The organism is Vibrio sp. 1F169 (genome assembly GCF_041439605.1).
Classification (GTDB): Bacteria; Pseudomonadota; Gammaproteobacteria; order Enterobacterales; family Vibrionaceae; genus Vibrio; species Vibrio tasmaniensis_A.
The window spans coordinates 38,164-62,152 of record NZ_JBGOOI010000007.1; the positions used below are offsets into that span (position 1 = coordinate 38,164).

At 44.7% G+C, this 23,989-nt stretch carries 23 protein-coding genes; 10 read left to right on the forward strand and 13 right to left on the reverse strand.

Going from position 1 to position 23,989, the window contains the following annotated elements; translation table 11 throughout:
- Nucleotides 1-5: 5 nt before the first annotated feature.
- Both yejF and ACED53_RS04700 read left to right on the forward strand, forming a co-directional pair.
- Nucleotides 6-1,658 carry a microcin C ABC transporter ATP-binding protein YejF gene (gene yejF / locus ACED53_RS04695; protein ID WP_017099342.1) on the forward strand — a complete coding sequence of 551 codons (1,653 nt, stop codon included), beginning with the start codon at nt 6-8 and terminating at the stop codon, nt 1,656-1,658.
- A gap of 116 nt (nt 1,659-1,774) precedes the next feature.
- Nucleotides 1,775-2,311 carry an RNA-binding S4 domain-containing protein gene (locus ACED53_RS04700; protein WP_017099343.1) on the forward strand — a complete coding sequence of 179 codons (537 nt, stop codon included), beginning with the start codon at nt 1,775-1,777 and terminating at the stop codon, nt 2,309-2,311.
- Nucleotides 2,312-2,475: 164 nt separating this feature from the next.
- Here the strand turns inward: ACED53_RS04700 and ACED53_RS04705 are convergent, their stop codons facing one another.
- Nucleotides 2,476-3,357 carry a LysR family transcriptional regulator gene (locus ACED53_RS04705; RefSeq protein ID WP_017099344.1) on the reverse strand — a complete coding sequence of 294 codons (882 nt, stop codon included), beginning with the start codon at nt 3,355-3,357 and terminating at the stop codon, nt 2,476-2,478.
- Between the two features lie 105 nt (nt 3,358-3,462).
- Here ACED53_RS04705 and ACED53_RS04710 point away from each other — a divergent pair, with 105 nt between their 5' ends.
- Nucleotides 3,463-4,425 (forward strand): nitrilase family protein, encoded by a 963-nt coding sequence (locus ACED53_RS04710; protein WP_017099345.1) that lies wholly within the window; start codon nt 3,463-3,465, stop codon nt 4,423-4,425.
- Nucleotides 4,426-4,583: 158 nt separating this feature from the next.
- Here ACED53_RS04710 and ACED53_RS04715 read toward each other — a convergent pair whose 3' ends face one another.
- From ACED53_RS04715 to ACED53_RS04760, 10 genes are all read right to left on the reverse strand, one after another.
- Entirely contained in the window at nt 4,584-5,027 is a 444-nt protein-coding gene (locus tag ACED53_RS04715) for a F0F1 ATP synthase subunit epsilon (protein ID WP_004730391.1), read from the reverse strand.
- Nucleotides 5,028-5,041: 14 nt separating this feature from the next.
- Entirely contained in the window at nt 5,042-6,427 is a 1,386-nt protein-coding gene (gene atpD, locus ACED53_RS04720) for a F0F1 ATP synthase subunit beta (protein WP_004730394.1), read from the reverse strand.
- 44 nt (nt 6,428-6,471) lie between these two features.
- Nucleotides 6,472-7,341, reverse strand: a complete 870-nt coding sequence (gene atpG, locus ACED53_RS04725) for a F0F1 ATP synthase subunit gamma (protein WP_017098979.1) — start codon at nt 7,339-7,341, stop codon at nt 6,472-6,474.
- 47 nt (nt 7,342-7,388) lie between these two features.
- Nucleotides 7,389-8,930, reverse strand: a complete 1,542-nt coding sequence (atpA, locus tag ACED53_RS04730) for a F0F1 ATP synthase subunit alpha (protein ID WP_016794807.1) — start codon at nt 8,928-8,930, stop codon at nt 7,389-7,391.
- Nucleotides 8,931-8,939: 9 nt separating this feature from the next.
- On the reverse strand, nt 8,940-9,491 hold the full coding sequence (locus ACED53_RS04735) for a F0F1 ATP synthase subunit delta (RefSeq protein ID WP_004730398.1): 552 nt from the start codon (nt 9,489-9,491) through the stop codon (nt 8,940-8,942).
- Between the two features lie 11 nt (nt 9,492-9,502).
- Complete coding sequence (locus tag ACED53_RS04740; protein ID WP_004730401.1) at nt 9,503-9,973, reverse strand: F0F1 ATP synthase subunit B; 471 nt, start codon at nt 9,971-9,973, stop codon at nt 9,503-9,505.
- Between the two features lie 54 nt (nt 9,974-10,027).
- Nucleotides 10,028-10,264, reverse strand: a complete 237-nt coding sequence (gene atpE, locus ACED53_RS04745; RefSeq protein ID WP_004730405.1) for a F0F1 ATP synthase subunit C — start codon at nt 10,262-10,264, stop codon at nt 10,028-10,030.
- A gap of 46 nt (nt 10,265-10,310) precedes the next feature.
- On the reverse strand, nt 10,311-11,081 hold the full coding sequence (gene atpB / locus ACED53_RS04750; RefSeq protein WP_017082381.1) for a F0F1 ATP synthase subunit A: 771 nt from the start codon (nt 11,079-11,081) through the stop codon (nt 10,311-10,313).
- 1 nt (nt 11,082) lies between these two features.
- Nucleotides 11,083-11,484 (reverse strand): hypothetical protein, encoded by a 402-nt coding sequence (locus ACED53_RS04755; protein WP_017098977.1) that lies wholly within the window; start codon nt 11,482-11,484, stop codon nt 11,083-11,085.
- An 811-nt stretch (nt 11,485-12,295) separates the two neighbouring features.
- A complete protein-coding gene (locus ACED53_RS04760) occupies nt 12,296-13,177 on the reverse strand; it encodes a LysR family transcriptional regulator (protein WP_017099346.1) in 882 nt (293 codons plus the stop codon).
- A 157-nt stretch (nt 13,178-13,334) separates the two neighbouring features.
- Between ACED53_RS04760 and ACED53_RS04765 the strand changes: the two genes are divergently transcribed.
- From ACED53_RS04765 to ACED53_RS04795, 7 genes are all read left to right on the forward strand, one after another.
- Nucleotides 13,335-13,733: a RidA family protein gene (locus ACED53_RS04765; RefSeq protein WP_004730412.1), complete on the forward strand. Its 399-nt coding sequence runs from the start codon at nt 13,335-13,337 to the stop codon at nt 13,731-13,733.
- Nucleotides 13,734-13,922: 189 nt separating this feature from the next.
- On the forward strand, nt 13,923-15,383 hold the full coding sequence (locus tag ACED53_RS04770; RefSeq protein WP_004730413.1) for an aldehyde dehydrogenase family protein: 1,461 nt from the start codon (nt 13,923-13,925) through the stop codon (nt 15,381-15,383).
- Nucleotides 15,384-15,593: 210 nt separating this feature from the next.
- Nucleotides 15,594-16,589: a membrane dipeptidase gene (locus ACED53_RS04775; protein WP_029225297.1), complete on the forward strand. Its 996-nt coding sequence runs from the start codon at nt 15,594-15,596 to the stop codon at nt 16,587-16,589.
- A 231-nt stretch (nt 16,590-16,820) separates the two neighbouring features.
- Nucleotides 16,821-18,428 carry a BCCT family transporter gene (locus ACED53_RS04780; protein WP_017099348.1) on the forward strand — a complete coding sequence of 536 codons (1,608 nt, stop codon included), beginning with the start codon at nt 16,821-16,823 and terminating at the stop codon, nt 18,426-18,428.
- 271 nt (nt 18,429-18,699) lie between these two features.
- Complete coding sequence (locus tag ACED53_RS04785) at nt 18,700-20,514, forward strand: hypothetical protein (protein WP_032498905.1); 1,815 nt, start codon at nt 18,700-18,702, stop codon at nt 20,512-20,514.
- Nucleotides 20,511-21,248, forward strand: a complete 738-nt coding sequence (locus ACED53_RS04790; RefSeq protein ID WP_017099350.1) for a DUF3726 domain-containing protein — start codon at nt 20,511-20,513, stop codon at nt 21,246-21,248. Before ACED53_RS04785 ends, ACED53_RS04790 begins: the two co-directional genes overlap by 4 nt.
- A 387-nt stretch (nt 21,249-21,635) precedes the next feature.
- Nucleotides 21,636-22,928: an alpha/beta fold hydrolase gene (locus tag ACED53_RS04795; RefSeq protein WP_017099351.1), complete on the forward strand. Its 1,293-nt coding sequence runs from the start codon at nt 21,636-21,638 to the stop codon at nt 22,926-22,928.
- 168 nt (nt 22,929-23,096) lie between these two features.
- On the opposite strand, the gene ACED53_RS04800 is transcribed toward ACED53_RS04795, so the two are convergent.
- On the reverse strand, nt 23,097-23,279 hold the full coding sequence (locus ACED53_RS04800) for a hypothetical protein (protein WP_004730424.1): 183 nt from the start codon (nt 23,277-23,279) through the stop codon (nt 23,097-23,099).
- A gap of 263 nt (nt 23,280-23,542) precedes the next feature.
- On the reverse strand, nt 23,543-23,770 hold the full coding sequence (locus ACED53_RS04805) for a PAS factor family protein (protein ID WP_004730426.1): 228 nt from the start codon (nt 23,768-23,770) through the stop codon (nt 23,543-23,545).
- Nucleotides 23,771-23,989 lie beyond the last annotated feature (219 nt).

Genomic DNA, 23,989 nt, shown 5'->3' on the forward strand with positions numbered 1-23,989 from the left:
AGGTTATGACTTCAAATACAGCTCCTACTTCAGGGTCAACAGCAGAGGCTGCTAATGCATCTCCAGTTCTGACCATCGACAAATTGTCGGTAGGATTTGGACGTAAAGATTCGATAGAACAAGTGACTCACGATGTCTCGTTGGAGATATACAAAGGTGAGACACTGGCGCTGGTAGGAGAGAGTGGTTCAGGCAAATCGGTTACCGCTAATTCAGTGTTAAAACTGCTGCCTAAAGGCTCCTCACATTACTTGAACGGTAAGATTAACTTCTCTGGCACCGACATTCTGAGTTGTTCTGAAAGACAACTGCGCGGGATTCGTGGTGGTCGCATCGGTATGATCTTCCAAGAACCCATGGTGTCGCTTAATCCGCTTCATCGAGTTGGGAAACAGCTTGTTGAAACGCTCGCGATTCACCGTGGTATGCGAACCAATAAAGCGCAAGCCTTGGCGATAGAGTGGCTATCCAAGGTGGGCATCCGTTATCCAGAACAAAAGATTTCAGCCTATCCGCACGAGTTATCTGGTGGAGAGCGCCAACGTGTGATGATCGCAATGGCGCTGATCAACGAACCTGAGCTACTTATCGCTGATGAGCCGACAACCGCATTGGATGTATCGGTACAAGCGCAGATTTTGGATTTGTTGAAAGACCTGCAACAAGAATTGGGTATGGCGATGCTTTTCATTACTCATGACTTAAGTATCGTTCGTAAGATTGCCGACAGAGTAGCGGTAATGAAAGATGGTCGCTTGGTTGAAAGTAACGACTGTCATACCCTGTTTAATGCGCCTGCTCACCCTTATACGCAAAAGCTTATCAACTCTGACCCGAAAGGCTTGCCCGTTCCTGTGTCACCCGAAAGCAAACCGCTACTCGATGTAAATCAACTTCGTGTTTGGTTCCCGATCACGGGCGGTTTATTCAAGCGAACCATTTCTCATGTCAAAGCCGTAACCGACATGGAGTTCACTTTGAAGAAAGGGCACTCAATCGGTTTAGTTGGCGAAAGTGGTTCTGGTAAATCGACGACTGGTATGGCGATACTTAAGCTGGTGGATAGTGAAGGGTCAATTACCTACGCTGACGAACAAATTCAAGGCTTAAACCGTCAACAGATGCTACCGTTTCGAAGCCGTATGCAAGTGGTCTTTCAAGACCCGTTTTCTGCGCTAAATCCGAGAATGTCGGTCGCGCAAGTGATTGGCGAAGGCTTGTTAGTACATCAACAATTGGACGACACTGAACTCGACCAACGCATCTGTGACGTAATGAAAGAGGTCGACTTAGACCCAGAAACTCGTCACCGTTACCCAAATGAATTTTCTGGCGGACAAAGGCAGCGTATTGCGATTGCTCGTGCTCTGATATTAAAGCCAGAGTTTATCTTGTTAGACGAACCCACATCGTCACTCGACAGAACGGTTCAAGCGCAGGTGCTGGATCTGTTGAAATCACTTCAAGAAAAGTATGGTCTGACTTATCTATTTATCAGCCATGACCTGAATGTTGTGAAATCCTTGTGTCATTACACTATCGTCATGAAAGCTGGCGAGGTGATAGAGAAGGGCGACACTGAGACTTTGTTTGGTAATCCGCAGCATGAATACACCAAGCAGCTTGTCAGCCTTTCGAATGTTGGTGGTGCGCTATAAAGTGGGTGCGTAACGAGAACAAAAGAGTGCTCGGTGAATTCAACATGGTCATTTACTTGTTTTAAGATTACACTGCGCCCAATATTTCAGAAGTACATATTTAGGTAGAGGTCACCATGGACCAAGAACATTACGAAGACGCTGATTACGAAGGCCAAGAGCTGGGCGAAGAAGGCGAAGAGATTGAAATTGAAGCAATTGGTATTGATGTTTCATCACAGCCAATCGAGCTCTACAAAGTGTTTAAAATTGCTAACCTAGTGAGTGGTGGCGGCGAAGCTAAGCACATCATCTCTGAAGGCTACGTAGCGGTAAATGGTGAGCTAGAAACCCGTAAGCGTCGTAAAATGTACGATGGCGACTTCTTTGAATTCAACCAAGAATACTATGTAGTGGTGTGTGATCAGCCAGTACAAGAAGAATTAGAAAAGCCGAAAAAGAAAGAAGCGCCTAAAAAAGAGAACAAGGCGAAGAAAGGTCAGTCTAAAAAGGATTCTAAGAAGAAGGAATCTAAGAAAAGCAAAGCAGAAATGCTAAGCGCAAAGGCTGAACCAAAGAAAGAGAAAAAAGAGAAGAAACCGAAAAAGAAAGCAGATACGCCGAAGCCAACACGTGACGACAAAAGCGGCCGTAACTCTATCGAGTTCTTCTAAGCTATAGTTCTATAGTTCAGCTCTAAACTGCTTTTCTAAAATGAATCTTTTAAAACTATTCGTTTGAACATCAAGCAACGTTAGACCTCGGTTTTACGTTACGCAGATATCAAAAGGCTCACTATCTAGTGAGCCTTTTTTGTTGGTGTAATTTAGCTTCCGGCCTAATTTTCTTTTTGATTAGCCACAAACTCCACAAATCGATCCCTGAGTGGATTTTCACTCTTCCCATTCCATATCAACCCGACTGGCCAAGTGGCGTATTCACCTTCTAAAGTAATGAATTCTACATCGGTATTGCTAATGAACTGAGCACTGTTAGGAACAATGGTGAAGCCGGTATTGGCAGAAACCAAGGCAAGCAGGGTGAGAATATCATCGGCTTCTTGCGTTTTTGATAAGTCGATTTTATTCGCAAGACAATATTGTTGAATCTGTCTGTCTAATCCGGGCCCGCGATGTTGGGCCAGCTTTAGATAAGGCCATTTCGATAACTCAGAGACGACGTGATTTTTGCTTGGCGCTTGCTTGAGAAGATCTTTGTGTATCGCGACCACAAGCGAATCATTGAACAGTGTTAGGCTTTCTAAATCCGATGATTCTGGTATCCGATTGAAGCTGATATCGAGTTCATGGTTTGACAGTTCATCTGTTTGTTGCTTGGAAGGTGTGTCATTTAACGTGATATGAACGTCTGAGTATCGTTGTTTATAAGCTGCAATAAGCTTGGGTGCTTCATGATAAGTAGACACGCCAAAGCCAATGTTCAAATGTCCCTGAGTCCCTTTGACCACAGAGCCTGACAGCTGCTCAAACGCTTGCATTGAATGAACCAAACGTTGGGCTTCTGCTAGTAACGTTTTCCCCGCGTGCGTGAGCTCTGCGCCATTCCTGCCACGAGAAAACAGAGATGCCCCAATGTTGGATTCAAGTCGTTGAATCTTTTTAGTGAGTGCCGATTGAGTGATGTAGAGCTGCTCTGACGCCAAACGGTAATTTCCCGATTTAGCCAGCTGACAAAATGCCTTCAGTAGATCAAATTCCATTCCAAATGCTCATTGAATTGAGAATATGTTTCATTATATGGAATTGAATTGATTTTTTATACTAGGTTCATACCAATCAGATAAAGCAAAGCTTGAGGACGAATCATGAAGAAAGACATTAAAGTAGCGTCGGTTCAATTCAACCACCATGCGGGTGACAAGGCGTACAACTTATCGGTCATAGAGCAATATGTTCAAAAGGCTGCGGACACTGACGTGGAAATCATCAGTTTCCCAGAGATGTGTATTACCGGTTATTGGCATGTGTCTGCTTTGTCTCGCGATGAAATTGAAGTGCTAGCGGAACCTGTACCGAGCGGTGAATCCACTCAAAAGTTAGTTTCACTGGCAACACAATTTGGCATGAGCGTTGGTGCAGGCTTGATAGAGCAGGGTACTGATGGCGAGCTATACAACACCTACGTATTTGCCATGCCAAATGGAGAAGTTCAGAAACATCGAAAACTGCACACCTTTGTTAGTTCTCACATGAGCAGTGGAGACCAGTACACGGTGTTCGATACGCCGCATGGCTGCAAAGTTGGTATCTTGATTTGTTGGGATAACAACTTGGTTGAAAATGTCAGGATCACTGCTTTGAAGGGGGCTGATATATTGATTGCGCCGCACCAAACGGGCGGTTGTCATTCACGAAGCCCGAACGCGATGAAGCGAATTGACCCTGAGTTATGGTTCAACCGAGATGAAAACCCAGAGGCGATTCGTGCTGAAATGCAGGGCAAGAATGGACGCGAGTGGTTAATGCGTTGGTTGCCTGCAAGAGCGCACGACAACGGTATGTTTGTGGTGTTTAGTAATGGTGTCGGCGTTGATATGGATGAAGTAAGAACAGGCAATGCGATGATCCTCAGCCCTTATGGTGAAATCATTGCTGAGACCGATAGTGTTGATAACGACATGGTGATTGCAGAGCTAAAAGCAGAAGAGTTAGACATGTGTACTGGTAGACGCTGGATTCGTGGCCGTAAGCCAGAGTTATATCATTCACTCACACAACCTCTTGGTCATGAACTTGATCCGCGCCAAGCGCGCTTTGCTGAGAAATAATGGCGTAAGTGCTGGTGAAAAAGGATGTATTAGGGACGGTTGAAAGGGAGGGGAAGTTGGAGGGGAGAGAAGAGTTCCTGATGTAGTCTACCCACTTAAACTGTTTTTAAGTGGGTAGACTATTTACACATCAAGCATCAAGCATCTAAGTTCTATTCTCAGTGGCGAGTGCGAGAAGACGTCAGTTCTGATGCGCGAAGCTGAGCAACGGCTTTTGCGAGTTCAAGCTGAGCTTGTGCAAAGTTGATGTCTACATTGCCCTTATTGATATTCTCTAGGGCTGCATATTTCGCTTCTTCTGCGCGAGCGCGGTCAATATCTTGGCCGTGCAAGGCAGTATCGGCTAACACCGTTACCACATCCGGCTGAACTTCCAGCATCCCGCCAGAGACATAAAGCACTTGCCCCTCTGATTTAGGGTCTGTGACAAACACTGTCACGCCTGGCTTTATTTTACTGAGAAGCGGGGAGTGACCGGGGCGGATCCCCAGCTCACCATCAGCGCCAGAAACGGCTAGGGCATACGCTGGACCTGAAAACAGCGTACCTTCCGCACTTACAATATTAAGTTGAAATGTATTATCTGTAATTCCGATAGCCATGGTGCACCTGCCTCTTAGAGTGATTTTGCTTTGTTAAGCACTTCGTCGATAGAACCACAGTACAAGAATGCTTGCTCTGGGATATCGTCATATTCGCCGCCTAACAGACCTTTAAAGCCTCTTAGTGTTTCGCTTAGCGGTACAAATACACCTTTCTGACCAGTAAACACTTCTGCCACGTGGTAAGGCTGAGTTAAGAAACGTTCAATCTTACGAGCGCGAGATACGGTCTGCTTGTCTTCAGTAGACAGCTCATCCATACCAAGAATCGCGATGATATCTTTTAGCTCTTTGTAGCGTTGCAGCGTTGTTTGGACTTTTTGTGCAATGTCGTAATGCTCTTGGCCAACCACAAGCGGGTCCAATTGGCGAGATGTTGAATCCAATGGGTCGATTGCAGGGTAGAGGCCCAATGCCGCGATATTACGAGACAGTACAACGGTCGCATCTAAGTGAGCAAAGGTTGTTGCTGGTGATGGATCGGTCAAGTCATCCGCAGGTACGTATACTGCTTGGATAGACGTGATAGAGCCTTGTCTAGTCGAAGTGATACGCTCTTGAAGCACACCCATCTCTTCAGCGAGTGTTGGTTGGTAACCTACTGCTGAAGGCATACGACCTAACAGTGCTGACACCTCAGTCCCCGCAAGCGTGTAACGGTAAATGTTATCAATGAACAACAGTACGTCACGACCTTCATCACGGAAGCGCTCAGCCATAGTCAAGCCTGTAAGTGCAACTCGTAGACGGTTTCCCGGTGGCTCGTTCATTTGGCCGTAAACCATGGCTACTTTGTCTAGTACACCCGCTTCTTTCATCTCGTAGTAGAAGTCGTTACCTTCACGAGTACGCTCACCAACACCGGTAAATACAGAGAGACCTGAGTGGGCTTTAGCGATGTTGTTGATAAGCTCCATCATGTTGACGGTTTTACCTACGCCAGCACCACCGAACAGACCGATTTTACCGCCCTTTGCGAACGGACAAATAAGGTCGATAACCTTAACGCCGGTCTCAAGAAGTTCAGTGCTGTTTGCTTGTTCTTCATAAGAGGGTGCTTCTCGGTGAATTTCGTAGCTTTCTTTTTGACCGATTTCACCGCATTCATCGATAGGCTGACCAAGAACGTTCATGATACGGCCTAAGGTTTCTTCGCCCACAGGAACGGTGATTGGAGAACCGGTGTTTTCAACAGTTAGGCCGCGGCGCAAGCCATCTGACGTACCCATTGCAATACAACGAACGATACTGCCACCCAGTTGTTGCTGAACTTCCAATACGAGAGAGCTTGCTTCCTCGCTAGTCACTTTCAATGCATCATAAACGCGTGGGCTGTTGCCGCCGCTGAACTCGACGTCTACCACCGCGCCGATAACTTTAACTATTTTTCCAACACTCATCTCTAAATCCTCAAATTCTATTCTTAACCCACTCTTGTCTGCACTTAGACAGCTTGAGCACCTGAGACTATTTCACTCAGTTCTTGGGTAATGGCAGCCTGTCGTGCTTTGTTGTATACCAACTGCAAATCATCGATGAGTTGGCCTGCGTTATCGGTCGCCGCTTTCATGGCCACCATTCGGGCTGCTTGCTCACAGGCAATGCTCTCTACGATGCCTTGATACACTTGTGATTCAATGTATCGATGTAACAGCTCAGAGAGGATGTCTCTTGGTGCTTGTTCGTAGATGTAGTCCCAACGACGTGCTTTTTTCACGCCTCCATCGGCCTCAGAATCTGAAGGGTGGGGCAGCAACTGCAAGGTCGTTGGTTCTTGAACCATGGTGTTGATGAACTGGTTATACACGAGATACAAGCTGTCGATTTTTTCGTCGTCGTAATGCCCTAGCATCGCGTTAACCGTACCTAAAATGTCTTCTAATTTAGGCGCGTCACCAAGGCCTGACGTTTGCGCGATAACATTGCCGCTGCGTTGGAAAAATGAGATAGCTTTTGAACCAATTAGGGTCGTTTCTACCTCAACGCCTTTGGTACGCCACATCTCCATTTCTTCTAACACTTTCTTGAACAAATTCGAGTTCAAGCCACCACATAAGCCTCGATCGGACGAAATAATGATGTAAGCAACGCGTTTTGGTTCACGCTGTTGAAGGTAGGGGTGCTGGTATTCCAGCGACCCTGATGCGACATGAGAGATAACTTTGCGCATGTTCTCGGCATATGGACGTGTTAGCGTCATATTGTCTTGAACCTTACGCATCTTACTTGCCGCAACCATCTCCATTGCACTGGTGATTTTCTGAGTGTTACTAACACTGCCTATCTTGGTGCGAATTTCTTTAGTATTTGCCATCATCTGCTCCTAATTTGTTTTGATTTCCAGCCAACAAACCGGAGCGTTTACCAAGCTTTCAACGCTACAAAGTCACCGAGAAGCTTTGCAAGTGCACTGTCGATCTCGTCGTTGTAGTCACCGTTAGCGTTAATGGTGTCGAACAACTCTGGGTTTTGGCCCTTTGCGTAAGCAATTAATTCTTCTTCAAAACGCGCAACTTTGTGCAACTCTACGTCAGCCAAATAGCCTTTTTCTGCTGCGTAGATAACCGTTGCTTGCTCTGCGACAGACATCGGCGAGTATTGCTTTTGTTTCATCAGTTCGGTTACACGCTCACCATGATCAAGCTGCTTGCGCGTCATGTCGTCTAGGTCAGAAGAGAACTGAGCAAATGCGGCTAACTCACGGTATTGAGCTAATGATGTACGAATACCACCAGACAGTTTCTTGATGATCTTGCACTGTGCTGCACCACCCACACGAGATACCGAGATACCTGGGTCAACAGCAGGACGGAGACCTGAGTTGAATAGTTGGGTTTGTAGAAAAACCTGACCATCAGTAATTGAGATTACGTTGGTTGGTACAAACGCCGATACGTCACCCGCTTGAGTTTCAATGATCGGAAGCGCGGTTAATGAACCTGTTTGGCCTTTCACTTCACCATTTGTGAACTTCTCAACGTATTCTGCATTTACTCGTGCCGCACGTTCTAGTAGGCGTGAGTGAAGGTAGAATACGTCGCCAGGGAAGGCTTCACGACCCGGTGGGCGTTTAAGTAGCAATGAGATTTGACGGTAAGCGACGGCTTGTTTTGATAGGTCATCATAGATGATCAGTGCATCTTCACCGCGGTCACGGAAGTATTCGCCCATGGTACAACCCGCATAAGGTGCTAGGTATTGAAGCGCGGCTGATTCTGATGCTGAGGCTACAACTACGATGGTGTTTTTAAGCGCATCGTGATCTTCGAGTTTACGAACAACGTTTGCGATAGTAGATGCTTTCTGGCCAATAGCCACGTACACACATTTGATGCCAGAATCTTTTTGGTTGATGATCGCATCGATTGCTAACGCTGTTTTACCCGTCTGACGGTCACCGATGATAAGTTCACGTTGACCACGACCGATAGGCACCATGGTATCAACGGCTTTATAACCCGTTTGAATTGGTTGATCGACGGACTTACGCTCGATTACGCCGGGTGCAATTACTTCTACAGGGTCGAGTCGGTCGCAACTCACTGGGCCTTTGCCATCGATTGGCTCACCTAGTGTGTTCACTACACGGCCAAGAAGTCCATTACCTACGGGTACTTCCAAGATACGACCTGTCCCTTTCACTTTCATACCTTCAGATAGGTCAGTGTAGGGACCCATAACCACGGCACCGACTGAGTGCGTGTCAAGGTTAAGAGCAAGAGCGTATTTGCCACCAGGAAGTTCGATCATCTCACCCTGCATGACATCCGCAAGGCCGTTAATGGTAATGATGCCGTCACGAACCGAGACTATGGTGCCTTCGTTGCGAGCTTCGGTGCTCACATTAAACTTCGAGATGCGATCTTTGATTAGATCACTGATTTCATTTGAATTTAATTGCATAATTGTTACCTATCTCGCGTGAAGTTGATGGGCTAATCGGCTAATTGATGTGTTCAAAGAACCATCGATGACGGTTTCACCCGCCTTGATGACGATCCCGCCAACCAGCGAGTCATCAATAACCTGTTCCATTTCAACCTGACGTTCTAATTTCTTCTCAAGTGCAGCAGTGAGTGATGTAACTTGATCTTGTGTAAGCAATTCTGAACTGGTGACAGTGACAGGGATTACACGTTCATGTTCGTCCTTTAGGTCGCTGAACAAGTTAAACAAGTCTCTGATCACTGCAAGACGGCCATTTTCAGCCAAGACTTTAATGAGATTAATGACGTGGTCATCAACGAGTCCTTGGCAAACGTGAATGATGAGATTGACCAGTTCTTCAGATTGCTGTGTATGAACACCTTCTGCTGATGAAATCTGCTTAGCGATCGTTTCTTCTTCCGCTACCGTCACAAGAATGGACAGCATTGAGTGCCACTCTTGTAACTTGTTTTCACCTAAAGCAAAGTCGAATGATGCTTTAGCGTAGGGATGAGCAATATTGGTGTAATCTGACATATTGCCTCCGTTTAGAGTTCGCTTATCATTTGATCAACTAACGCTCGGTTCGTTTCAGAATCTAGGTTTTTGCTAATCAATTTCTGTGCACTTTGAATAACAGCATCTGCCATATCCGCCTGAAGTTCACGGCGTAACTTTTGACGTTCGCCTTCTAGCTCAGCTCTACCTTGCTCTAAGATGCGTGCCTTTTCTTGCTCACCTTCTTGGTGAGCTAAGGTGATGATTTCGTTGCGGCGTTTTTTGCCTTGCTCAATCAGTTCGGTCACATTTTTTTTCGCATCTGCGACGAGTTGTGCGCCATTTGATTTTGCTAGTTCTAGCTCTTTCGCTGCATTCTCTGAGTGGCGTAAACCATCAGCGATTTCTTTTTGGCGCTCGTCTAACATCGCGGTGAGAGGGGGCCATACATATTTCATGCATAGCCAAACAAAAATCACGAATGAGATTGCTTGACCAAACATGCTGGCATTTAAGTTCATACCTTCCTCACTAAATCTTGATTATTTACAAATCGATCTTTTCAAAGCTTTTAATTAAGCCACGGCAAAGATGATGTATAGACCGATACCAACACCGATCATCGGTACAGCATCCACAAGGCCCATCATGATGAAGAATTGAGTACGAAGCATTGGAGTAAGGTCTGGTTGACGAGCAACACCTTCAAGATATTTACCCGCTAAGTTACCAATACCAGATGCTGCACCTGCTGCACCTAAACCGATCAGTAATGCACCTGCTACATATAAAACTGCGCTTACGATATCCATTTGTATCTCCGATAAATAATGTGTTAGTTAATTTTTTAGTTATTAATTAGTGGTGTTCTTCTGTTGCCATTGCTAAGTAAACAACGGTCAGTACCATAAATATAAATGCTTGTAAGAATACGATTAATATGTGGAATAAGGCCCATGGAACACTTAGTGCCCATTGCATCCACCAAGGCATTAGTGCGATAAGGATGAATATCATCTCGCCTGCATACATATTTCCGAATAATCGTAAGCCTAGTGATATTGGCTTTGAAATTAATGTTATTAATTCAAGAACAAAGTTAACAGGATATAAAAGAGGGTTATCAAATGGCTGAGTAGTTAGCTCTTTGATAAAGCCTTTCAAACCTTTATTTTTAAACGTATAAGTTAACAATAAAATAAACACACCGAGTGCCATCGACATTGGGATATTTACATCCGCTGTCGGTAGGTCTCTAAAGTGTTCTAAACCCATTACACGAGTTAACCCTGGTATTAAATCTATAGGCAATAGATCGACTGCATTCATTAACAACACCCAAACAAAAGTGGTTAATGCCAGTGGCCCTATTAATTTATCCTCCGCTTGAAAAATCTCTTTGACTAGGTTGTTAACGAAATCAAAGATAAGCTCGATAAAACATTGAAAACGACCTGGAACACCGCTAGTGCCCTTGGTCACTACATATCGAAAAGCTCCAATAAACAATAAACCCGTAATCCAAGATACCAACATTGAGTCAATGTTGAACGCCCAGAAACCATCACCTGTAGTTAAGAAGGTTAAGTGATGCTCTATGTATTCGTGAGCGGTAGTGACTTGATCCATACTACACGTACTCCGATCTTGTAGAGGCAGTAATAAATGGTGTTAAGAAGTACCCAATCATTGTGAAAATGTACGCGTATAATATTACTGGGTTATCCAATTTAAAAAACTGGAATGCCAAGATAAACATTAAGAACGTATAGGTTATTTTCACGACACGACTCATTTGCATTAAGTCACGTAAACTATAATTAGGATTCTTGTGCACCTTTAGGCTTGCATATATAAAACCAAACAGCGGTGGTAACATCGCGATTACGACACCCAAAGCTGAAGACTCCATATCTACTTTATTACCAAAAAACACTTCATATAAAACTACACCGACGGCTAATACTATTTGGCAGAGAATAACTCTTTTAGCAGCAACAAGGATGTCGCTACTTATCCCATTAAGCCTCATAATAAAACCCTATATTTAACAGTGTAAGTTAATATAAAACACAGTTTGAATATGTTTTGTTACTAGCACTTACTTGTTAATAGCAATTTGACTTGTTAATAAACCTTTACTTGTTAACAAAGAAATAATCTTTCTGGCTTTATATCTCCTGACGAAATTAAACGATAAAAACTAATTCGCTATCGTTTCGACAAAATATAAACTACGCCTAAAATTATGTGATCAAAACGACAAAAAGCGACATCAATAATTCCATTTTTGAAATGAATGTTTTTCATTTATGAAAGTAATAGTTGTATAACTTTATTCATGAAAATTTTAAATGCTTTATTTTTAGCGAAAATGGGCGTTTTTGTGAAAAAGTTTTAGCTACCAATTGGGCAAGTTACGATCTTATCAATTACGTATATTCAAACACTTAGCGTCATTTATAAGTTGATTGTTGAGTGTGATTCTACAAGTGGATAAAGCAAGTTTAGTTAGCGATGAAAGTCGTCGTGCATTGAGTTATTTATTTGTACGGCGTTCTCTATCTAGAAGTGATTATTTTTCAAAATAGTTTGTCGTGACTTCATTCTTAACGCCTTTCAGGCGATCCGAAACGGATAAGTCGGCGTTTAAGATGAATATGATGGAAGAAATTCAGCTCCTCACATGGATGTAAGGAGCTGAAGATAGGGTAAAAATCTGAAGGTTAGGGCACTAAGCCCAAGATAGAAAGGTCAAAACTCTGGATATTAGAGCTGGAATTTCTTGATGTGTTGCTCTATCAACCGCTTTTTAAGCAAACAAACTCAATCATGCCCCTCTATTAGTCCTCATAACTTAAATATTGAATACATAAGTCATGAAAAGCCTGCGCTTGTGGCGAGATCGTACGATCAGACAATCTGAAAATACCGATTTGACGCTGTAAAGGTGGGTCAATCAACGGAATCCACACCAAGCGGGTTTCATTGGTTGGAAAAGCCAGTTTAGGCAGCGTGGTCACGCCTATCCCAAGCTCTAACACCGAAAACAACGAAGTAATGTTCTCGACTGAATACAAAGCTTGTTCGCTGAGCATTCGTGCAGGTGTTGGGTCAAGTAGGGTACAAGTCCCGTTGCGAATGAAGGGCTGCTTTAACAAGGTTTGCCATTCGATTCCCTCTCGCTGAGAGGCGATAGGGTTGTCTTTGAGACAGACCACACCGATAGGATCGGAAAGTAAAGGCGTGAAGTCGATGCTTTCTTCTTCTAAATGGGAGCTATTTCCGAGGGCAACGTCTACCTCTCCAGACAGTAGTCTTGCTTCTACACCCGCCGCGTTATCATCAATCAAGCTGACTTCTACATTAGGGTACTGCTCACAAAAAGCCCCTAAAACACTAGGGATTAATTTTGCGGCCACTGAAGGGACACTCGCTATTCGAACTCTTCCTTGTTGTCCTGCCGCGGCTGCGCGTAGGTCGTTGTCTAATGCTTTGTAAACATTCAGGAATTGAATGATTTTTGGCAGGCATATTTCGCCGAAAGGTGTCAGGGTTGATTTGTTGCCTGTTTCAAACAGTGGCTGACCAAGTATTTTTTCTAGCTCTTTTATCGACGTAGAAAGTGCCGCTTGCGAGCGATTTGCGCGGTGAGATGCTGCTCGAAATCCGCCTTCTTCGACCACTAAAACAAAATGTTTTAACTGTTGTAGCTTAATACTCATGGCACTGATCCTTCTCTAGCCCTTGCTATACCTTACTTTTCGCAAGGTGATAGATTTTATTTATCAATTGCACAAAATTTACCGTTAGATTTATCAGTCGTCAAGGTGCAGTATTTAACCATCTTGAAACATAGTTGTTACAAAGTTGGATGGAATCGTGAACGCACAAACTAAAAAACACCCAGTAAAAACCGAGCTTTTCGCTTCAAAAGCACCACTAGAGTGGGCAATCGTTAATAACGGCACTCTATACACAGCGCAGATTCCAATTGATGAAACTGGCGCAGTAGTAGAAGGCGGTATCGAAGCGCAAACGCGTCAGACTTTTAACAACCTTGTTCATACATTGGAGTGTGCAGGCGAATCTATGGATTCAGTGCTGCAAGTTCTGATTTACGTGACAGACCGTGAATATCTAAAAACGGTAAACAGCGTATACGGAGAATACTTCAATGCACCTTATCCAAACCGTGCTGCGGTCGTCGTTGCAGGGTTAGCAAGAGAAGAAATGTTGGTTGAGTTCGTGGTTTACGCATCAGCCTCTCAACCTGAATAAAGATACTGTGAACTGAGGCAATTTGCGGATTAAAGCTGTTTTGAATTAAAGCGGTTTATTGATACAAGCGACTTGGTTCAGTTTTAGATACAAGATTTAAACGTAATTACTTATATAAATTAACGTTTTATTCATTAATCAGATGGTTGCCAGACTCAACCGCAACCTAACCGTTACAAGGACAGAATGATGACTCAATTACAGAATGTTCAAGCAGAAAACGCACTTTACATTGGCGGCGAATGGCAAGCGGGTGTAAGTACCGTTGCGAACATTAACCCATCAGATATTTCTGAAAACATCGGTAACTTCGCACAAGCAAGTGCTGACCAAGTTCAACAGGCGATTTCAGCGGCGAAGCACGCTCAACCAGAGTGGGAAAAAACGCCGATTGAACGTAAGCAAGCAGTACTTCAAGCAATCGGTGATGAGCTGATTGCACGTTGTGATGAGCTAGGTACGTTGCTTTCTCGTGAAGAAGGTAAGCCTTTTGCTGAAGGTCGTGGCGAAATTTACCGTGCAGGCCAGTTCTTCCAGTACTTTGCGGCTGAAGTACTTCGTCAAATTGGCGACAACGCAGAATCAGTACGCCCAGGCGTTTCTGTAGAAGTGACTCGTGAAGCGGTGGGCGTTATCGGCATCATCTCTCCTTGGAACTTCCCGACTGCAACAGCAGCTTGGAAAATCGCTCCAGCGCTTGCTTTCGGTAACAGCGTTATCTGGAAACCAGCAAACCTAACACCAGCAAGTGCGGTTGCGCTAACTGAGATTATCCACCGCCAAGGCATGCCAGCAGGCACGTTTAACCTTGTTCTAGGTAGTGGTTCAAAAGTAGGTGATGCACTGATTAACTCTAAAGAAGTGAACGGTGTGAGCTTCACTGGTTCTGTTGATACAGGTCGTAAGGTTGCGGCGGCTACAGCACCAAACTTCGTTCGTTGCCAATTAGAAATGGGCAGTAAGAACGCACTTGTGGTTGCTGATGATGCTGATATTCAAACAGCTGTTGATGCGACTATCGCAGGTTCGTTCTCTGGCGCAGGTCAAAAATGTACAGCATCTTCTCGTCTAGTGGTTATGGATGGCATTCACGACCAATACGTTGAAGCACTGATCAAGCGTATGAGCGAGCTTAAAGTAGGTCACGCACTAGAAGACGGCGTATTCATGGGCCCTGTTGTTGACGGTAACCAACTTGAAGCAAACCTAGGTTGGGTTGAGAAAGCACGTCAAAGCGGCGGTGAGCTAGCGTTTGGTGGCGAACGCTTGAGCATGAAACACGAAGGCTTCTACATGTCTCCAACGCTGTTCTTGAATACTAAGAACGATTGGGAAGTGAACCAAGAAGAAGTGTTTGCACCAATGGCAAGCGTGATTCGTGTGGCTGATCTAGAAGAAGCTATCGCGACAACCAACGATACTCGCTTTGGTCTAACGGGCGGCATCATTACTCAAAGCCTACGCACTAGCGCAATGTTCAAGCAACAAGCGCAAACAGGTTGTGTGATGGTGAACCTACCAACAGCGGGCACTGATTATCACGTACCGTTTGGTGGTCGTAAAGAGTCTAGCTTTGGTCCTCGTGAGCAAGGTCAGTACGCGAAAGAGTTCTACACAGTAGTGAAGACAGCTTACCAGCGTCCTTACTAATCAACTTTCTATATAAGAATTGGATAGCTGAAGATATTAAGTCTCTAGCTATCCAGCTATCGAATTGGCCTGATTCACAGAGTCAGGCCAACATCCCAACCAAAGCAGCAAACGAAATTAGACAAGTGATTTAACCCATTTTTGAAAGCATGTTATTTGAGCGTGTTTTCAAAACCGAGCTAGAACACTGAGCTTTCAATAGGAGTGGTTATGTACCAGCAACGGATTGTTATAGATGGATTGCAATACTGCAATTGGAACAGAGAATATTTCCAAACACTAAAGGCGAGCGGCATTACAGCAGTTCACGCTACCGCGGTTTACCACGAGACAGCTCGTGAAACCTTATCTCGCTTTGCAGAATGGAACTTAAGATTCGAGCAGAATGCAGACATTATCATGCCGATTCATTCAATGGCTGATGTTGAAACTGCAAAAGCGACCGGCAAAGTCGGCATTTTCCTTGGTGCTCAAAACTGTTCTCCAATCGACGATGAGATTGGTCTTATCGAAGTGATGCGCAAGCAAGGTCTTTTGATCATGCAGCTTACTTACAACAACCAGAGCTTATTGGCGACGGGTTGTTACGAGAAGAACGACACTGGTATCACGCGCTTTGGTAAGCAAGCTATCGAAGAGATGAACCGAGTGGGCATGATCATCGATATGTCTCACAGTGCCGAGCGTTCAACGCTTGAAGCGATTGACCTGTCTTCTCGTCCTATTTGTATCAGCCACGCGAACCCAACGTTTGCTCATGATGCACTACGAAACAAATCAAACGATGTGATTAAAGCCCTAACCGAACGCGGTGGCTTAATTGGATTCAGCTTGTACCCATTCCACCTACCAAATGGGAGCCAATGTACGTTGGAAGATTTCTGCCAAATGGTTGCGACGACCGCTGACATGGTTGGCGTAGAACACCTAGGTATTGGTAGTGACCTATGCTTAAACCAACCTCAAGCCGTTCTTGAATGGATGAGAAATGGTCGTTGGTCTAAAGCAATGGACTACGGTGAAGGCTCTGCGAACAACTCAGGTTGGCCAGATGCGTTGCCTTGGTTCTGTGGTAGTGCGGGTATGGAAAATATTTATAACGGATTGATGCGCCATGGTTTCAGCGAGTCTGAAGCTGGGCAAGTCTTGGGAGAAAACTGGTTTAACTTCTTGAAAGATGGCTTAGAGTCTCAAAGCAAGGGTTAAGCGTTTTCTCACTAATAATCATCGAATTGGCAGCCTTCTAATTAACGTTCATTTAGACGTGCTGTTGTAACCAATTTCACTATTCAAAAGGAACAACGGTCTATTTCGCAACGCGGTAACCCAAACATGGATTAGCCTGCCCAACACAAAAAACAATAGGGCAGGTGTTAAATACACCTCTTGTAGTCATCATTAAAATGACAGCTGCAAAGAAACCTCTGGAGTCAGAGTATGTCTGATTTAACCAATAGCGTGAAATCTTCAAACGTAAATGCGGGTCAAGCACACACAGCAAGCAACAAAACAAGTAACACAAACCAGTCTGAATCGACTTCAGACAAATTAGGACTTACCAACCCAGCATTATGGTACAGCGGCGGTTTTATCGCTCTGTTCGTGGCGCTTGCTTTATTTGATGGCGAGCTGCTATCAAGCTTAGTAAATACAGGCTTTGCTTGGTCGGTAAAAGTATTCGGTCCTTATTGGCAAATGCTTCTTCTTCTGACTTTTCTTATTGGTCTTGGCCTGGCGGCAGGGCGAACAGGCAAGGTTATCCTAGGCGGCATCGCGAAACCTGAAATGGATGGCTTCCGTTGGATGGCTATCATCTTCTGTACGCTACTTGCGGGCGGCGGTGTATTTTGGGCAGCAGCAGAGCCTATCGCACACTACGTTAACCCACCGCCGTTGTATGGCGCACAAGAAAACGCACAGCAAGGCGCAGTGAATGCGTTATCGCAATCATTCATGCACTGGGGCTTCCTCGCATGGGCAATTGTGGGCAGCTTAACGTCTATCGTGGTTATGCATCTTCACTACGACAAAGGTTTGCCTCTTAAACCTCGTATTTTGCTTTACCCAGTTTTGGGCGAAAGAGCACTGAAAGGCCATACCGGCGCACTAATTGATGCATGTTGTATTGTCGCTGTAGCGGCGGGTACTATCGGTCCGATCGGCTTCTTGGGCTTGCAAGTCAGCTACGCTCTGAATGAACTGTTTGGTATTCCAGATGGCTTCACAACTCAGCTAATCATCATCTTGTTCGCTATCGTGCTTTACACATTGTCGGCATTAAGTGGTCTCAACCGCGGAATGCAAATGCTAAGTCGTTACAACGTAATTTTAGCAATGGCATTGATGGTCTACATTCTGGTCTTCGGTCCAACAAACTTCATTTTCAATGGCTACATCCAAGGTGTAGGCAGCATGATAGATAACTTCATCCCAATGGCAACATACCGTGGTGACGAAGGTTGGTTGAGCTGGTGGACAGTGTTCTTCTGGGGTTGGTTCTTAGGTTACGGCCCAATGATGGCAATCTTTATCGCACGTATTTCACGCGGTCGTAGTATTCGCCAATTGGTATCAACCATCAGTCTTATTGCGCCGTTTGTAACATGTTTCTGGTTCACCATTGTAGGCGGTTCTGGCCTTGCGTTTGAAATTGCAGACCCAGGCAGCGTAAGTAAAGCGTTCGAAGGCTTCAACTTACCAGGCGCGCTACTGGCGGTAACTCAGCAGCTACCTATGCCAATGCTTATCTCTATTCTGTTCTTGATCTTAACCACGATCTTCATCGTAACGACCGGTGACTCGATGACTTACACCATTAGTGTGGTAGTCAGTGGTGAGACTGAGCCCAACGCAATTATTCGTACCTTCTGGGGTGTGATGATGGGGGTAACAGCGTTGATTCTGATTTCCCTAGGTTCTGGCGGCATTTCAGCGCTGCAATCGTTCATCGTAATCACAGCGGTACCAGTGTCCATAATCTTACTGCCATCGCTCTGGAATGCGCCTCAAATCGCAATCAAGATGGCAAAAGAACAGGGTTTGTAGAAGAGCCGAGTTTATAAAAGAGCAGGGTCTGTAAAGAAAAGAGCCTGCAGAGAAAACGCTCTCTAAAAATGAAAGAGAAACAAGGTGTCAGCCTTTGAAAGAAGGCTGACACAAGATTCCGAAAGGAAGAGGAAACCCGTACTGGTGAAGATACACCGGGCGGCACGTATTTAGGTCAATCGATCTAGTCAGGACAAATAATAAGGGGTGAGTTCACTTACCCCAAATAACGTGAAAGCTAACCAACACACTGTAAAAACGAATGCTTCAAATGATGGCAACGATCGGTTCTGAATGGCTAGCAAAATCCTATAACTATAAGGTGGTGAGCAAAATGGATGCACATCGTTCTACCTACACTGAATCAGCACTACGTGACGCGACTGTCGTCATGGCACCGGAAAGGCTAGGTGCAATGCACCAAACACGTATCAGCTTCGTTAGAACTCTGATTCGTAAAATGGCCCAGCAAGAATGGAAAGTGACGAAACATGAGTGGCAATTAGACGCTCAAGGTTTTGGTCATGTTATCTATAAGCTTGCGACGCCAAACCATGTTTATCATTTGGTTGTTTTCTGCGATGAGATTGCAGATGACGAACGAAATGACCGTGTAATTGCTGAAAAGTGGGACGTAACGTTTGCACTTGTTCTTGGTGATGTTGATGTCACCCTACTTGAAAGACTTCGTGCGAATGTACCGCTTCAAGAAGCCGGCCGTAATCCTAACAATGTGCTTGTTTTAGCGCGTGCAAACAAAAGTGTACGTGTGTTTGAACATATCGTTAGTCACCTGGCTAAAGGTGTTCAACCAACGCCCAAAGAACTGGCTGAAGTAGGCTACATCCTGCGAACCACTGCCGTTTATGGTAATGGCAAATTTGGCATCGCTGATTTTAAAATCTTAGAGAAAAATGAAGATTTTAATCAGTCGTTTAGCGCGCAAATGTGTGCGGTGTATATGCTGCGTGAGTTCAGCTTAGACTGGGTTCATTACCTAGCCGAGCAACAGGGCGGTGAACAAGCGATTGCCTTGCATCGAGGATTACAACGTTACCTTGGTGTTGGTAATGCAACAGGTTTAGGCATGGCGCCATACCTTATTAACCACCCTAGTATTGTCGACCAGTGGATGACAACCCGTGAACATGCATTGGCGGACGTGTTGTCCAGTGAAACTGATACGGCGTTGATCGAGCCACTACGTACCTTAGTTAAAAAAGCGATTTGTCATTTAGAACAAGTCGTTACTATCAATGAAACACAACAAGAGTTGAACAAAGCTGCTGTTGATGATTTGAAGCACACAGAACAATCATTAGAAGCTTCTGTCAGCCTGTGCGATACATGGTCGCAGTTAGTCGAGCAATCTAAGCAAATGAGTATGGAAGCCCAAGAAATCCTTATCTCATGTTTGATGGAATTGTACCCAGAATTAGTGGACGCCCATCAAGAGCAAATGAATTGCAGCGAAACACTGTCGCTTCCTAGCGGCAAAAAGATTCAAGACCTTCTGGTTGTACTAGAAGAAAAGTACCGTTGGGCGATCACGACCGACTTTACTAAAGCAGAAAACAACTACTGGTTCTGGTATCGCTCTCAAGATAAAGAAGAGCCAAGGCTTGGAGTTCGAGGCGAAGAGTTGGGTGAAGAGCGTGAACTGCCGTTGGATATTGGCCGTCAAGCTTACCGTTTGTACCATGCTTTATTGCAATTCGCGCCTGAGCTTTCATTGGCTGAGTTCCTTGTTAAACAGCCGCAACACCGTGCAATTGCGCGCCGTGTGTGGACGCTAGGTAACAAAGCGATGGGCGACATTCAAATGAATGTGCTGCATCAAGATTCGCCACCAATGCACTTGCTGCGTTGCAAGCTAGCGATGTTTGGTGCGACTAAGTTTGATCCTCGCTCAGACCGTTGGGTACGAGTGACGTTTTTCCAAGGTGCACCACTGCTTGATGAAATTCATCAGGACGAATGGGTGTTCCCAGTCTTACCAAGTGAAGCACCAAGTGAAGCGGAGATGGCTGACTCAAATAAAGTTCCTACACATATCAACGCTCAACATGGAGGTAAATCGTTATGATCGTTTCTCACAATGAACTGGTAGCGGCCGTCAATAAAGCCTTTCTGGGGATGCGTCGTACATGTGGTGAAGCCGATGTGATAGCGAACATGGTGGCAGATTTACAAATGGTGGGCTTGGATGGTGTTCGTCACTTTAACAATGCAAGCAACTTCATTGGGCTAGAAGACGATTGCCCAGTTGACATTCAAGTGCTTAGTGACAATACGGTTGAAGTTGACCTGCACAAAGCGAGTTTGGCGTGTCACCTTCCTGTGGTTATCGATTACGCCATTGAAAAAATGGTCGGCAAAAAGACGCTGAAAATTGAGTTAAATAACTGCCACAACCGTTGGTTGGCGTACAGCGAGTTTGTAAAGTTAGCTGCGAAAGGTATTGCGTGCATGGCACGTTGGGATAACGGCTCTAACCCTAAGAGCACTTTGTATGTGCTTAATCGTGGTTGCGTTGCTCCAGAACTGTTTTTATCAGATTTGCCACTGGCATCGTACGAACATATCCACAATATGACCATCGAACTTTCCGTCCAGGATTTCGATATCGAACGTTTGTCAGATGGCTACCAAACACACATTGAATCAGAAGCGCTTTTTAAAACTCAAGAGAAAGCGTGGAACGATGGCATTGAAGTTGATGATGGGGAGTGGGCGGCACTGAAAGAGACCGCTACCGCAATTTTAGTTCAGAGCAGCGAACGCTCGACTCAAGGTGCAGGTGAACTGACAGCTTCGTAGCCGCTAGATTTAATAGGTTCATTAGAACTAACAGGTTCGATAGATTAACAGCGAGTAAGCCAGTTAGTTTATCAACACAGATAAAACCAAAGAGCTTAACGTATCCTCACCTCGTTAAGCTCTTTTTATTTGCCTCACGCTTTGGGTTTGCTTTACCTCATTCTTTTGATCTCTCGCTGGATCTACCTATTCTAAACTGACTGTTTTGACACACGTTGTTACCCGTTGAGAGGTAATTGAACAATTAAACGAAGCACCTTCACATTCATATTAAACAAACGGTTTCTTTTACAAGCTACTATGCGTATCTTGCTAACTGGAAGGTGCCAAAGGGCGCCGTTTTTATTCGTACCGATGACTTTAGAATTAGATAAAAAGGAATGAAGCGTGCAAGCTAACTTTATTGATGGAACCACCCTGTATCGTCAGCACTCTTTTGAGTTGCCACTCGACTATCAAGCCAAAGATGGACAACAGATCCAAGTCTTCGCACGTGAACTGGTTGATCTCGCAAAAGATGCGCAAGAACTGCCGTGGCTTATCTACTTTCAGGGCGGCCCAGGCTTTCCATCTCCACGAGTGAGCGGTCAATCAGGTTGGCTAAAGCGTGCATTACAAAACTATCGTGTTCTGCTTCTTGACCAACGTGGTACTGGTAACAGCACGGTGATCAGCCATGAAACATTGGCCCATCTGTCTCCAGAACAACAAGTCGAATATTTAACGCATTTCAGAGCGGATAACATCGTTCGTGACGCTGAAGCGATTCGTGAACAGTTTGGTATTAAGCAATGGTCGACGATTGGTCAAAGCTTTGGTGGCTTCTGTACACTGAGCTATTTGTCACTGTTCCCACAGAGCTTGCAGCGTTGTTATGTGACGGGCGGCATTCCTTCTATTGAACGAGAAGCTGACGATGTTTATCGTGCGACTTACAAGCGTGTAGAAGACAAAAACAGAGCCTTCTTTGCTCAGTTCCCACAAGCGCAAGTTATGTGTCGTGAGATCTCTGATTACCTGCTTAACAATGATGTGAGACTGCCAAACGGTCAGGTGTTTACCGTTGAACAGTTCCAGTTGATCGGTATTAATCTTGGTGGCGGCGAAGCAAACCTTCCAATGTATTTCACACTGGAGAGTGCGTTTGTTGAAGTGAACGGAAGCAAGCAGCTGAGCTATAGCTTCTTAAATCAAATGCAGCAAGAGCAGGGCTACCTAACGAACCCAATCTACGCTATTTTGCATGAATCGATTTACTGCCAAGGTACAGCGTCTAACTGGTCTGCACATCGCGTTCGTGAGCAGTACCCACACTTCAACTACCAATCGGGCAGTGAGTTCTGGTTTACCGGAGAAATGGTCTACCCATGGATGTTCGATCAACTTGAAACGTTGAAGCCATTGCGTGAAGCAGCCAATCTATTAGCTGAAAAATCGGATTGGGGTACTTTGTACAACGCTGAGCAGCTGAGCAAGAATACGGTTCCGATGGCGTGTGCAGTTTACGCAGATGACATGTACGTAGAACTGGATTACAGCCGCGAAACATTGGCTAATATTCCAAACTCAAAAGCGTGGATTACCAACGAGTATGAGCACAATGGTTTGAGAGTGGATGGTGAACGAATCGTCGATAAGCTAATGACGATGGTTGATGCATTAGAAAACTTGCCAAAATAATCAAATTCTCTGTGTAGGTTATCTAGGTTAGTAGCTATCTAAGTTAGAAGCTCTTTACGTTAGAGACAAGGCACGCCAGAAACAAGAAGCGCTGCATCCGTGCAGCGTTTTTTTTATGTCATCGAACTATTCGATTTAAGGAACTAGGAGGGGTAGCCCTTGAAGCCATTAAGGTTGGATGACGATATCTTGATTTTCAGTGGTCGATAAGCTGGCGCGGTTCTGTTCGATAAGCTGAGCCGCATAAGAGGGAGTCACAGCTTGAATTTCGCCTTTTGAACGAATCGTTAATGCTTCCCACGCATGATCACGGTATTTGCCTGTCTGTGTATATTCAATAAGTACTCTCATGATTCTTCCATCCGACGTGTGGTTAACGTGCTACTAACATTAGCGCCATTGTTGAGGTTGCACACCTGTTAAAAATGGAACATAAGATTAACCAAATGAGAATGCGTGTAACTTGAAAAACAGACCTTATTGAACTGATCTTAACTAACAGTATTTATCGTACCTAACTGCATTCATCGTAACCAACGGTACTTATCGTAAATGGCATCCATAAAAAACGCTGCACAGTGGCAGCGTTAAAGTTGAGAGCGGTTGAAGATTACTTAGCTGTTTTCTAAGCCAACAATCTTGCGTGCAGACATCACTGCGCTATCCAAATCGGTCAATCTACCAGCACTTGCTGGACCAAGAACTGATGAATACAAAGCCAACTGCTTCTCAAATGATAAATCTAATTGGTTATATAGATTTTGGCGGATTTGAGCGTGTTGCTGTGGCTTTGCGCTCGACAGACCTTCCAATGTATCGTAGATGAGTGTAGTTGTATCCATATCTGTCCTCTGCTGCACCTTTATAAAATTTTGCGTATTATGCACCTGGTACTGTATTTGTTCTGCGAGATTGATCGCATTGTGTGCAGCTCTGCTTAATTGTGTAATCAGTTAGTTATAATTGTGTTGTGGTCTCAATCGTTTAGAGTGTCGGCTTGATAACAAAGAAAAGGAGACACGCTGGTCTCCTTTTAATTGATTAAGCCGTGATAGAAGTAA